Annotated in this window: 14 protein-coding genes; 6 read left to right on the forward strand and 8 right to left on the reverse strand. The window is 43.4% G+C overall.

The genetic code is table 11. The annotated features are described in order from the left end of the window. Window positions 1-27: 27 nt before the first annotated feature. Together M1D72_RS03635 and M1D72_RS03640 are read right to left on the reverse strand one after the other, a co-directional pair. Window positions 28-261, reverse strand: a complete 234-nt coding sequence (locus tag M1D72_RS03635; protein WP_390195381.1) for a DUF3389 family protein — start codon at window positions 259-261, stop codon at window positions 28-30. Next, on the reverse strand, window positions 258-713 hold the full coding sequence (locus tag M1D72_RS03640; protein ID WP_456294551.1) for a hotdog fold thioesterase: 456 nt from the start codon (window positions 711-713) through the stop codon (window positions 258-260). The genes M1D72_RS03635 and M1D72_RS03640 overlap by 4 nt, the downstream gene beginning before the upstream one ends. Window positions 714-805: 92 nt before the next feature. Here M1D72_RS03640 and M1D72_RS03645 point away from each other — a divergent pair, with 92 nt between their 5' ends. Both M1D72_RS03645 and M1D72_RS03650 read left to right on the forward strand, forming a co-directional pair. Next, the gene (locus M1D72_RS03645) at window positions 806-1,600 is read left to right on the forward strand and encodes a M48 family metallopeptidase (RefSeq protein ID WP_456294552.1); all 795 of its coding nucleotides are present in this window, start codon (window positions 806-808) and stop codon (window positions 1,598-1,600) included. Window positions 1,601-1,785: 185 nt separating this feature from the next. After that, window positions 1,786-2,355: a PhnA domain-containing protein gene (locus M1D72_RS03650; protein ID WP_390195388.1), complete on the forward strand. Its 570-nt coding sequence runs from the start codon at window positions 1,786-1,788 to the stop codon at window positions 2,353-2,355. 70 nt (window positions 2,356-2,425) lie between these two features. On the opposite strand, the gene M1D72_RS03655 is transcribed toward M1D72_RS03650, so the two are convergent. The 3 genes from M1D72_RS03655 to M1D72_RS03665 all read right to left on the reverse strand — a co-directional run bounded on the left by M1D72_RS03655 (window position 2,426) and on the right by M1D72_RS03665 (window position 6,061). Beyond that, entirely contained in the window at window positions 2,426-2,614 is a 189-nt protein-coding gene (locus M1D72_RS03655) for a hypothetical protein (protein ID WP_456294553.1), read from the reverse strand. Window positions 2,615-2,878: 264 nt separating this feature from the next. Beyond that, a complete protein-coding gene (locus tag M1D72_RS03660; RefSeq protein ID WP_456294554.1) occupies window positions 2,879-3,853 on the reverse strand; it encodes a TerC/Alx family metal homeostasis membrane protein in 975 nt (324 codons plus the stop codon). 474 nt (window positions 3,854-4,327) lie between these two features. After that, window positions 4,328-6,061 carry a bifunctional metallophosphatase/5'-nucleotidase gene (locus tag M1D72_RS03665; protein WP_456294555.1) on the reverse strand — a complete coding sequence of 578 codons (1,734 nt, stop codon included), beginning with the start codon at window positions 6,059-6,061 and terminating at the stop codon, window positions 4,328-4,330. Between the two features lie 255 nt (window positions 6,062-6,316). Between M1D72_RS03665 and M1D72_RS03670 the strand changes: the two genes are divergently transcribed. Continuing rightward, the gene (locus tag M1D72_RS03670) at window positions 6,317-7,951 is read left to right on the forward strand and encodes a DUF2813 domain-containing protein (protein ID WP_456294556.1); all 1,635 of its coding nucleotides are present in this window, start codon (window positions 6,317-6,319) and stop codon (window positions 7,949-7,951) included. A gap of 4 nt (window positions 7,952-7,955) precedes the next feature. On the opposite strand, the gene M1D72_RS03675 is transcribed toward M1D72_RS03670, so the two are convergent. The 3 genes from M1D72_RS03675 to M1D72_RS03685 all read right to left on the reverse strand — a co-directional run bounded on the left by M1D72_RS03675 (window position 7,956) and on the right by M1D72_RS03685 (window position 9,800). Beyond that, window positions 7,956-8,447: a DUF1097 domain-containing protein gene (locus M1D72_RS03675; RefSeq protein WP_456294557.1), complete on the reverse strand. Its 492-nt coding sequence runs from the start codon at window positions 8,445-8,447 to the stop codon at window positions 7,956-7,958. A gap of 247 nt (window positions 8,448-8,694) precedes the next feature. Beyond that, window positions 8,695-9,264 (reverse strand): YceI family protein, encoded by a 570-nt coding sequence (locus tag M1D72_RS03680; protein WP_456294558.1) that lies wholly within the window; start codon window positions 9,262-9,264, stop codon window positions 8,695-8,697. Beyond that, entirely contained in the window at window positions 9,261-9,800 is a 540-nt protein-coding gene (locus tag M1D72_RS03685) for a cytochrome b (protein ID WP_456294559.1), read from the reverse strand. The genes M1D72_RS03680 and M1D72_RS03685 overlap by 4 nt, the downstream gene beginning before the upstream one ends. 540 nt (window positions 9,801-10,340) lie before the next feature. On the opposite strand from M1D72_RS03685, the gene M1D72_RS03690 reads away from it, so the two are divergent. From M1D72_RS03690 to M1D72_RS03700, 3 genes are all read left to right on the forward strand, one after another. Beyond that, window positions 10,341-10,979, forward strand: coding sequence for a hypothetical protein (locus M1D72_RS03690; RefSeq protein WP_456294560.1), 639 nt, complete (start codon window positions 10,341-10,343; stop codon window positions 10,977-10,979). Between the two features lie 66 nt (window positions 10,980-11,045). Beyond that, window positions 11,046-11,837 (forward strand): lipase family protein, encoded by a 792-nt coding sequence (locus tag M1D72_RS03695; RefSeq protein ID WP_456294561.1) that lies wholly within the window; start codon window positions 11,046-11,048, stop codon window positions 11,835-11,837. Window positions 11,838-12,150: 313 nt separating this feature from the next. Continuing rightward, window positions 12,151-12,945: an EAL domain-containing protein gene (locus M1D72_RS03700; protein ID WP_456294562.1), complete on the forward strand. Its 795-nt coding sequence runs from the start codon at window positions 12,151-12,153 to the stop codon at window positions 12,943-12,945. Window positions 12,946-12,977: the final 32 nt, after the last annotated feature.

The raw sequence follows: 12,977 nt of genomic DNA on the forward strand, positions 1-12,977 counted from the left end.
TGGCAAAGCGCAAGTCTCATCTTGCAGTTAGTCTATTTCAACACCAATTTCTTGGGACAGTACCTGTAATTGCTGTTCATTATCGAGTTTAATTGACCACTTTGCTTCACCTGTATTACACGCAACGACATTTGCACCGCGACCAATTAAGTTTAAGGTGTCACGGCTTGCTTGCAGCGTCACCATTTGGCTACCTTCAAGCTTTATCACCACTTCAAACGGGGTCACAATCACTTTCCCAATGCTAATAGGAATGATCATGCTTGCAGCCCTTTGATAGCATGCTGTTGATTCCGCTTTTGTTTGACCGCAATGGTCAGCCGACTGCTGCACACCAAACGATCTCGCTCATCGTTCAAATTGATTTGCCACACTTGCGTCGACACCCCGAGATGAATCGGACTTGCTTTGCCGGTAACGGTACCTTTACGCATGGAACGTATGTGGTTTGCATTAATATCTAATCCCACGCAATAACAATCATCGTCAACTGCAAAATTAGCCGCAACCGACCCTAAGGTTTCCGCCAACACCACCGAAGCACCGCCGTGTAGCATTCCAAGTGGCTGATGAGTAAAATGGCACACAGGCATGGTCGCGCAAATGTAATCGTCGCCGATGTCGCTATAAACGATATTGAGGTGGGAAATTAATGTATTTTCAGAAGTACGATTTAACGTATCCAGATCAATTGGACGTTTCCATATAGCCATATTAGGATTCCACAAGTTAGGCAAAGTAATTTTAACAAGTTAGGCAAAGTAATTTTAACAAGATGTTTTACATCAAATAAATGGAGAATGCTATGCGAGCATGGCAAACAACGTCATGGGTTTCAGCCGTATTATTAAGCTTAGCGGCGTGCAGTTCGTCCCCAACAGGACGCAACCAACTGATTCTTTTTTCAGATTCAGATATGAATAACTTGGGTTCACAATCGTTCGAGCAGATGAAGCAACAATTGAAGATTGAAAAGGATCCGAGCGTGAATCGGTATGTACAATGTGTCGCAAAGCATATCACCGACCATGTACCTCAAAGTAAAGGTTTTCAGCAATGGGAAGTGGTGGTATTTGACAGTGAACAGGTCAACGCTTTTGCTTTGCCCGGCGGTAAAATCGGTGTCTATACTGGCTTGTTAGATGTTGCTGAAAATGAGGATCAATTGGCTACCGTGTTAGGCCATGAAGTTGCGCACGTCCTAGCGGACCATAGTAACGAGCGTTTATCACAAAATCAGATCACCAATGCGGGCTTACAAATCACGAATGTCGCGATTGGCGCTTCTGATTATGCGCAATACTCTGATCTGACCATGGCGGCGCTTGGTCTGGGTGTACAATACGGCGTCATGCTCCCCTATGGACGAACTCAAGAGTCCGAAGCCGATATGCTGGGCTTAGATTTAATGGCACAAGCCGGATTTAACCCTCAACAAAGTATTGAGTTATGGAAAAACATGGCAGCGGCATCAAAAGGACAACAACCACCGGAATTACTTTCTACTCACCCTTCACATCAGACTCGAATTAAAGATCTAACCAATAAAATGAAGGCGATGCCGAGCTACAACGTGCCCCATCCCACATGTCAGTCATAGTGTGTCGGAGGCTTAGGCGCTAAAATGGCGCCTAAGCTTAACCGTCTTCTTTCGTTACCCCACGCCGCATTTTGTGTAAAAGGCACAAAAACCCCACTCTTTCTTTGGTAATTGGGGCTAATCCCTTTATTTTCTGTGTATAAAGTGGATAATACGCGCTCACAATTTTTCCTAAGGTGAGAACGATGTCTACTGAAGCAACTTTGCTTGAACGCAGCCAATCAAAATGCGAACTATGCGGCTCTGAAAACTCTCTAGCGCCATTTGTTGTTAGCCCTCATACCCAGCTAACCGTTGACCATGCCGTCATGATTTGCAGTACTTGCAAAGATCAAATCGAAAATCCAGAAAACGTAGATGTAAATCACTGGCGTTGTCTTAATGACAGTATGTGGAGTCAAGAGCCACCTGTTCAGGTTCTTGCATGGCGTCAACTGAAAAAACTTTCAGCGTCAGAAGGCTGGGCTCAAGATCTTGTCGATATGATGTACATGGAAGAAGAGACAGCAAAGTGGGCAGAAATCGGTATGGATGATGACGCCGACAAGCCACTAGATGTTAATGGTGTTGAACTTAAAAAAGGTGACGACGTAACCGTCATTAAAGATCTACCCATCAAAGGTTCTAGCCAGGTCATTAAACAAGGCACGGTGGTTCGCAATATCAACGTATCAGACACAGACCCGACTCACATTCAAGGCAAAGTGAATGGGCAAGCGATGTACGTTATTGCTGAATACTGTCGAAAAAAATAAATTAATCTAATCCTTTTGATTGGAAAAGTAACAAAAAAGCGCCGTAAAGGCGCTTTTTTTACATGAGCACTTAACGGTAAACACCGATATCTTTTTGCATATGTCCAGACAACTCATTCGTGTAATAAGATCGAGGAGTAGTGTCAGTAAATAAAATATCCATAAGGTGCGCAATCAATCCTTTGACGCTAACCGAATAGGTTTTTCTATCCATAGAGTGGGTTGTTGCAACTGAATCAAATTGAAGTGTTTGAGCCATAACAGCAGCCTCTCTCAATAAAGGGTTAAACGTATTTACAGCGCAGAGTTTAGGTGAATCAAACTCAATCCCCTAATGACAAATCTTTTCCATTTGGATTAGATTAACTAATGAAACAACTCGATAACACTTTAAAATATAAATGCATTGTTGCAGTGCATGGTTAACTACTTTAAATGCACTTTATTGAATACTTTCTCATTAGACTACCAGACCCGCCACCACTTATAACAAATCAGTTACAACGCGTTTTTCAGACCAAGATCATACTTGATTGGTTTGATTCTCTTTGTGCTCAACATCAGACGACTTGCGCTCTTTTAAAATAGAGGCAATGACAGCGAGCATCATGATGCAAGCAATAAACCCTAATGACCACTGAGTCTCGATTGCCCACGCCGTGGTGCTCAGAAGCATTTTAACACCAATAAATAGCATGATGACCGCAAGTGCGGGTTTGAGGTAGACGAAGCGACTGATTAGCCCTTCTAGGACAAAATACAGCGATCTTAATCCAAGAAGCGCAAAGACATTCGCCGCAAGAACCAAAAAAGGCTCTCTGGTCACAGCAAAAATAGCGGGGATGGAATCTAACGCAAATAACACGTCCATAAATGCGATAACCGCAATGACAACCACCAGAGGCGTCGCCATGCGCTTCCCGTTACTCAATCGCATTGTTAAGTGATGTTGGTGAAAATCTCGAGTCATTGGTAACCAGCTCCGTATCAGCTTTTCAGGCAGAGGGTTGACCTCTTCTTGCTGGTCTTGTTCTCTAAACAGGGATATCCCGGTCCAAATTAGGAAGGCGGCAAATAGGTATAATGTCCAATGATAGCGATTAAGTAACTCGGCACCGAGTACGATCATCATCATTCTCAACACCAATGCTCCGATGACACCATACAATAGTGCCCTTGGTCTCACATTGGTTGGAACCGAGTATTGAGAAAAAATAATCGCAAAGACAAATAAGTTATCAATACTTAATGACTTTTCAAGCAGGTACCCTGTGGTAAATGCCATCGCGGCTTGGTGTGGTGTGTACGGGCTATAAGGGGCATAGAAATCCCAAAACTGGTAAATACTGGCAGCAAATAGCGCCGCTAGCACAACCCAAAACACGCTCCATAAGGCTGCTTTTTTTACACTAATGACGCCACCGCGTGTTTGCCAAATATCGAGGCAAACCATAAGGACAGTCCCAAGGAAAAAAGCAAAATAAGTCGTTGCTGGCATTCTTATCCTCCATAGCGAAGGTAAGAATCAAATAGATAGACCTTCGCATACAAATAACACCATCAAACAAGATGGCTTTGTGCGCGTTGGTCTCGTCGAAGTCAAACATCAAGGCGATGACTGACTCTTATTTGCCGGATAGGAAACAACCTAACGAGATGACGACAAATAAACTGAGGCGACTACTCCCCAAAACAAGCTAATTATAAAATTAAACGTCTGGACTCTCAAACGTTATTAGTCCTGCGAATGGAAATAAACAAAAGGAGCGATAGTCTCATTGTCGCTCCTTTCATTCGCATCTCATACACCGCTAATCGGTGTAAAGTAAACTAACGCGGCCCAAATCGCGACCCAGCATAGAACGATTGCCACATCGGCCCAATCTTTACTCCACATATTTGTTCCCCTAAGTGATTGCATCAGTTTATAAATGCGACCGAATACTTAGAAGATTTAGCAACCTTTATGCCATTAGATTTGGTTTTGTAACAAATGTCTTTTGGTCAGTAAGCCAGGGCGCTCTTGGAGCAACTCAATGAAGCAATCTGCCATCGATAGCTGGGAGACAAAACCGTCACTGACCATATTCAGTATCGCTTCGTACCCTTCTTTACCTTTCATGGTATAAGCCGATGAAGTGCCTCGATAAATTTTTTCATTTTCAACAGGTTGCCAGCCTTTCTCGAGAGTAAAAATAGACAACCCGGTGATTCGACTGCCCATTGGCGCATCGCTCTGATAATCAAATTTAAGGTTGTAGGTATAAGGATAGGATCCTGACCCTGTGCCCTGAACATCATTGTTGGTTGCGTTGTTGATTGCCCCTTCTAAAATAGCGGCAATGGTTTTCCCCTTTACATCATAGTGGCCAATCGGAACCACAAACGGAAGCAGTTTTCCGGCAACATCAGCAACGGACACTTCCCCTTCTCGAATGGATGTTCTCACGCCTCCGGCATTATGAATCGCAAACGCCACCTCATGACCCCGTTTATTTAACGCGTGAACAAACGACTCGGCTACTAAAGGCGCTACTTGGCTAGGACCTTTTTCATCCGGGACACGAATATGACGAAGCGGCTGCTCGGAAATCGCCACCACTTCTGATTGCAGCTTTCTCACTTGAGGAATGTATTTATCCGCGAGAATACTTTGAACATGAGGATCTTTTTTACATACAACAACATTAGGGTGCTGATGGATAAACTCGCAAGCCTGACGATGATGCTGACCCTCGCCAGTTTCACTCATACTTGCATCTAAGAATAACCGCCTGCCGAGCAACAGTTCATTCCGTCCTTCAAACTGCGTAATTTTTCCATTAGCCGCAAAATGAATATCCGCATGACCTAAACTCAAGGCATGGAAACCGGCCTGAACAACGTAAGTATCGTTAATGCACACGCCATAAGGATCGTCTTTTTCTAACCCTAGAGAACTGAAGTCGCCCTGCAAGCGATGACTATGACCGCCAACAATAAGACTAATACCAGCGACTTTCTCGGCGACTTCGAGATCCATTTCATAGCCCAAGTGACTGAGCAAAATCACTTTATTGATGCCCGTTCGTTGAATGTCTTGCACTGTCTTTTTAGCCGTTGTCAGCGCATCGACAAAGGGTGTATCGCTATCGGGATTGGCGATATCGGTCATCTTATCGAGCGATAAACCGAATATCGCAATGGGTTCACCATCAAATTCTTTGGTAATCCAAGTTGCACAGGACTTTGTGACACTGTAGCTTTTAACATAAGCATTGCCACTGAGTGTCACTGGTTTTTCACCATTCTCTTGGCTTAGATCCCAGTTGCCTGCCAACAGCGGAAAATCGATGCGCTGCGCAAACTGTGCCACCGGTAAGTTACCCATATCTAATTCATGGTTGCCCAGTGCCATCGCATCTATTTCGAGCGCGTTTAACAGCTCAGAATTAGCTTCACCTTTAAAGATAGAAAAATACAATGTGCCTTGAAAACAGTCGCCAGCATGAAGAAACAAAAAGCCACGGGATGCCATTTTAGCTTGCTCCCGAAGTTGCTTGGCTCGAGTTGCTATCCGTGCGAATCCACCCGCACTCACGAACGGGTTAACCGATTTGCCATCAAGTTCAATGTTTAAAGGTAATGACGTTGGCTCGAAGTAGGAATGGGTATCGTTGATATGTGCCAGTGTAATTTTCACTGGTCTGTTATTGTGCTTTTTCATTATGTCTTCATCTCTTTCCATACTTCATTGTAGCTTGGAAATGATGACAGATTCGTTACTTTTATGAAATACGTTTGAAAGACGAATTTCTGGTTCGATGCTTCAAGCACACATAAGGCTGATCATTTTATAACCAAAGAGCCATCCCATGTTTTTTTCTAAAGAATTACTGTGAGTTAGCGTTTATCTCAATCGCCAATAATCGTTTATGCTTAGCATACGGCGGTTTGAACTGGCTCAACTGGGAGTGTGCCTATGAATTTAGAGCGAATCGAGATTTCAGGGTTTCGCGGTATTAAGCGCTTGTCTCTCGCCTTTGATGAGCTAACAACGCTCATTGGTGAAAACACATGGGGCAAATCTTCTCTGCTTGACGCATTATCTGTAGCACTGCCATCTGACGGCATACCGTATCAATTTGAAATGCTGGATTTCCACGTCGATTACGCGATATCTCATCCACAAACTCAACACTTGCAAATCGTTCTAACGTTTGGCGCTTCAGATAAACATGAACATAAGAGTGGCCGTTATCGAAAAATAAAGCCTGTATGGATTAGTGATGCTCAAGGTAACCAAAAAATATATTACCGATTAAGCGCCTCTCGTGAGCGCTATGATATTTCTACTCGCTATGCATTTCTCGATGCCGAGGGTAACCCTCTTGCTCTTCATCACTCTCAAAAGCTTGCTCAAGAACTGATGGCATTGCATCCGGTGATTCGAATTAAAGACTCGCGACGGGTCGATAAACCAAAAGAGAACCCAGCTTTAAGCACTCGTACTGAAAAGCGGATCAATAATACCTGCCGTCGACTGATGGCCATTCCTGGTCATGTTAATAAAGGAGAAATGCGCAGCAGTTTGAATTCAATGCATACGCTTATCCAACACTATTTTTCTTTCAAAGGCAGTGCCAAATCAAAAAATAATCCCAGAACACCAAGAGACGGCATTTTTTTTACTAATTCTGGTAGTGATAAGAATGTATTGGAGGCCATGGAGGAAACTCGTAGTCGACAAACCAAGTTGCTGTTTATGGGGTTACTTAATGCTTATCTGCAAGCCAAAGGCAATAGTGATCTGCGCCGCTGCGCTAGACCACTATTGATTATTGAAGATCCCGAAGGGCGTCTTCATCCCACACATATGGCAAGGGCTTGGAGCTTACTGCAACTGCTGCCCATGCAAAAGATCCTAACGACCAATAGTGGCGATCTTCTCGGTCAAGTTCCGTTGCACAGCTTACGACGCTTAGTAAGACATTCGGATAAAACGGTTGCCAACTATTTACCCAAACACATGTTGGGACACGACGAATTGCGACGTATTGGCTTTCATATTCGATTTCATCGTTCGAGTGCACTGTTTGCCCGCTGCTGGCTGTTTGTTGAGGGAGAAACTGAGGTATGGCTGTTTAATGAACTCGCTAACCAATGTGGCTATAACCTAACAGCAGAAGGTGTACATATTATTGAATTTGCTCAATCGGGATTAAAAGCTTTAATTAAAGTAGCCAAAGCGTTTGGTATCGATTGGCATGTTGTAACGGATGGCGACGCAGCTGGCAAAAAATACGCGGCGACCGTGAAAAGTCAATTAGATAACGAACAAGAGAATCATCGTTTAACCGAGCTTCCCGACCGCGATATTGAGCATTATCTATACAATAATGGCTTTGAATTTTTCTTTAAAGATATGGTGAAAGTCCCCCATGACCACCCTATTCCAGCCAAAAAAGTGGTGAACCGAGTACTTAAGAAATACGCTAAACCCGATTTAGCCTTGGCCATTGTGGAACATTGTGAATCCTATGGTAAGGAATGTATTCCGTTATTGCTTCGCTGGACACTCAAGCGCATTGTAACCATGGCCAACGCCAATACATAGTGGTCTAAGAGCGATTCACAACCTGCTGTGATGCGTTCACTGGGCTTTGTTTTTTACGCTGTGCTAACCACAAACCAGAGCTTTTCATTAAGTACCCAAAAACGCCACCAAAGAGCAAAGATGGAATTACAAGTTGCCAATTACCGCTAGCGGCAAACGTCGCACCACATCCGATGAACGTACCAGGAATGTAGGATAGCCAGGCCTTTTTCGCCTGAACGCACATAAAGAAAGACACTAAACCGGTGATGATATAACCAACAATATCCAGCGCAGCGTATTGTGAACTGGCGATAATAACCAGAGCCCAGCACACACCGGTTAGATTCGTAACAAGACTTTCTATTAGTCCTCGAACGCCGTCTCTAGGTGATGCAAAGTAACTGGTGCAGCCTAAAAAACCAGCCCAAGCCAATAGCCCGAGAGAAACCGCAATCCAACCCCAAAGGCCGGATAAGATACCTGTCGTCAATGCAATAGCAGTAAGTGTACTCATGGTTTCCTCGTCAGCTTGGCGGCCATTTATACCGCACGAAATCAAGGGCGTGATATTAGCGATCTGGAGGAAATTATCTAGTGATTTATGTCACATTTGGAATTTATAATTACAATCAATTTCACAAATAATGTGATGCAAGCGATAAAACAACAGTATTTGATGGTCATTACTGCGAAAAAAGCGCCTCTGATCGACATCAGAGGCGCTTCTCGTATTTCGAACTATAGACTATAGCGTCTAAGCGTTACTGCTTAACACCTTCAACATGTAATTCCATATCAGCATAGCTTGACGCGCCCATGACTGGAATATCGAAGTCGGCCAGTTCAAGACGAGTTGTTCCCGTGAATCCAGCGCGCTCACCGCCCCATGGGTCTTCACCTGCACCAACCAGTTCTGCGTCAATCGTGATAGGTTTCGTCACACCGTGCAAAGTGAGATCGCCGTTAATTTCCAGCTGGCCATCCCCTTTGTCCTTCACACTGGTGCTATTGAACGTCGCCGTTGAGAACTTACCGGCATTGATAAAGTCACCACTACGAATGTGCTTATCACGCTCAGCGTGATTTGAGTCTAAGCTTGTTGTGTCAATAGTGACTGACACTTTAGATGCTGCAACATCCGCAGGGTCGTAAGAGAAATTACCTTCAAAGGTATTAAAGCGACCTTTAATGAAACTGTACCCAAGGTGGCTCACTTTAAAGTTAACGGAAGCGTGAGCACCTTTCGTGTCAATCACATAATCCGCTGCGCTGGCGCCCAAAGGCATCATTGTTGCCATTACTAGTCCTGTCGCCAATAACGTTTTTTTCATTTTGAAGCTCCTATCATTTTGCGTAGCGTGTTGTCTTTGTTGATAAAATGGTGTTTCAAAGCAGCTGCAGCGTGTCCTGCAGCCAAGATGATGAGTCCCCATGCGGCGTAACTGTGAATCACACCGGCTTTGTCAGCTTGGCCATCAAATAATGCGCCAGCGCCTGGAATGGAGAACCAATTGAAAACATCAATTCCGCGTCCATCTTCAGTCGAAATCAAGTACCCTGAGGTGAATATAGTCAGCAATAATAGATAAATCGCTCCATGAGCAAGAATAGCCAGGCGCTTTTCAAGCAACGCGCCTTCTACCTCTGGTGACGTTGTCACAAATTTCCAAACTATACGGAATAACGTCAATCCAGTCAGCAATAGACCGATTGATTTATGCCAGTGTGGCGCGGTTCGATACCATTCGCTGTAGTAGCTGAGGTCTACCATCCATAGTCCGACAGCAAACATACCAATGATGATAATGGCAGATAACCAGTGAATCATCCTCGCTGTACGGTTGTATCGTTTAATTTCTGTGTCCATTTTGGTCCTCAACCAAGTACTTGTATCTATGTCCAGAGCTGAAACATCAGCGTAGAATTTAAATAATTGTTATCAAGAATCGTTCAGCGACCACCGTGATAGAACTGTTCATGTTGTTCTAAAAATTTGAACAACATGCATTAATACGTAATGGTTTCCACTGCCGGTAGCGCTACGCAAACTTAATATACCCACCATTATGAGAGTATAATCGCTCCACACGAACATTAGGTTAACCAATTGTTAAACAATGATTTTCTTTTCCAAAAGTTGATACACAACCCATTATATTCCGACGCTATTTGATGAATAACCCACTAACACTTCCTCATAAGCGATGGGGACAAATACCGTATTTGAGCATGAAATTGAGGTAAAAGAAGGCCTATTTAATGTGTAACAAATCTTATCAAGTTAAACTGAGCCTTGGGCTGTAGCATTGAGAAAAGTGGTCAGGATCATGAAGTTGTTAATATTCAATGGGAGATAACAAGGATTGTGGTAGGCTTAGCGGGCTTTTTATCGACAAGGAGAAATTGATTGTTACTCGACCTGCTCATTCAGAGTGTCAATGAGTTTCAAGCAGATTGCATGAAACTGTGTGAAAAACACTACCCAACCATTCATAATAAAGGAATGAGCGAACATCATTTGGGGCTTGCGTTTGCGCGGCGACTTGCTCGTACGTTATTGGAGTTTGGGCATCAATGTGAGTATACATCGATCGAAAGTGCCCTTCAGCCCAGTGATCTACCTCATCATTTCCGAGTCAGTTCCGATGTGGGTACTGTATGGATACTTACGGGTCACCTCGTCAGTGCCAATGCAACGTATAGAAATAAGTTGCTCAAATCGGTTGCCCAATGGCAATCGGAGTACAGTTATGCCATTCAACCAAATGATCTTTTGCTTCTTCTCACGGATCATTGGATATCTCGTAGCAAACAAAGCCGGGAGCTACTTCACTGGTGGACAGGCCATCTTCCCGATGAAATTGATCAGTACAACGCACAAGGCATCAGCCTTTATGAAAGTGACTCGCAATTATCAACGACGTTAGAAAAACAATTCGGGCTTAGCCCTTATTATGTCAAGTTTACTCACCCACTAAAACGCTCGACCAACCAACAATTGGTACGCAAATACCTGCAACTGTATTCGGTGATTCAACTCAGTTAAACTTGTCATCTTTTGTTCATCCCACTGTCTTATGCTGAACGTTGCCTACATCTGTTATCGAACGACGTGAAAAAGCTTAAACGTTATCAATATGAACGCTATGCCGTGTTGTGTAATTTGGCTTATCAAAGAGTCTTAAAACAAACCCGCTACGGCTTTGCTCCAAATGGTCAAAGAGTGATTGCGAATCGATTTGGACAACCGATGATTCGAGTACTTTGGGGGCACCATAATGATGAAGTTATCGTGGTTATCAAAGGCTCCCATAACGTTTGGGATTGGTTGCTAAATGGACATTGCTGGTTTACCTCATGTCGAGAGTGGGGATTGAACTACTCAATTCACAGCGGTTACCACAAGTTGATCTCTCAAGAGAGCATGCCGTCGCATAAACATGATCATCTGGGCATTAACGTATTTGAGAGACTGCTTGAGATTCTTAGCCCATTAATTAACCAGCAGAAAAAACGCATTACGTTTACCGGCCACTCTTCAGGAGGCGCAGTAGCATGTGTACTCGCAGACGCGATAGAAGCGCATTTTCCACGCTCAGTGAAACGCGTGGTGACGTTTGGGCAACCCGCGGTTGGTGGATGGAGCATGAAACGTCATTATCAACTTGGGCATAAGACTTATCGCGTCTGTTGCGATTTGGATGTCGTCACCTTCCTTCCTCCTCTGCCCTTTGTCTATTGGCACATCGGTAAAATTCTTTGGCTGTATAACGGACGTATTTATGAAAATACCTCAACGCTAATACGTTTGGGGCGTTCACTCACCTCTTGGGTGATTCGCCCTTTTTCTTATCACCTAATGAGCAAATATATTCGAAATAAGGATTTTTTTGACGAACGTTGAAGTAAAGTTCAAAACCTTGCCTAATATCACCCTATACTGAAAATACTAAGTTAACATTTCATTAAATATGAGCGGCAACTCATATCGTACAGTAGTCTATAACTGACATTTAATGCAGAAGTTTAGGACGTCGCCTAAAAAGCCTAAACGGCTTTTGATTCTTCGAATGTTATAAATCAATTAGTTATACTTACCAATTTGTAAGCGTGCATCAAGATTCAAGTGTCAGTGAATTGACTTTGACAGGTTTCTGTCAATAAAATGTCAGGAAACGAACAAGCATAAACAAACAAATGTTTAAGGTGGGTTCAGTATGGCGATACACGACATCAGCCAATGTACACAATGGCTTGATATTAATAGCAATCTGCAATTTATTGCTAATTACAAGCAATGGAAACTCACCAGCGTTTTCCAACCTATCTTTGATAAATTAGACAATGTCATTGGTGCTGAAGCATTAGTGCGTATTACTGATTTGGAAGGACAGATTATTCAGCCCGATCATTTCTTCCATTCAAAAACCACTCAAGAAGCAGACAAACAAAACGTCGAACGGTTAAGCCAAGCTATCCACCTACGTAACTTCTCATTATCTAAGTTTCGTGATTTAAAATTGTTTCTCAATCTGCTTCCAACCGTCGGTGAACATTACGCAACAAACGGCTTAAATAAAGATCATTTGTATCAACGTTTACGTAATTTGCACCTTAGAAGTGATCAGTTAGTCATGGAGGTCGTTGAGAGCCAAGCCAAAGACGAACGACTATTGCAAGTGGGTATGAATCGCTTAAGCGTATACGGGGTGAATATCGCGATTGACGATTTCGGTAGTGAAGCATCTAATCAGCGAAGAGTAGAAATGCTAAGGCCGCATATCATGAAGTTGGATCGCAGCTTGCTGGCTGAGTACATGTGCGGTAAGCCTTTTCGATTACTTGATGGACTTCGTCTCGCTAAGCGTGTTGGCGCGCAGACCGTCATTGAAGGCATAGAAACCTTGGATGAATATGATGCCATGCATGAATTGGATATCGATATGTTCCAAGGTTATTATCTTGGGGTTCCAGAGGCGCTACAATCGAAAATCTTTGTAGAAGCAAGTTAGCTCTGCGGATCAAGGCAGAAAAGGCGCCATAG

It is taken from the genome of Vibrio sp. AK197 (genome assembly GCF_053903115.1).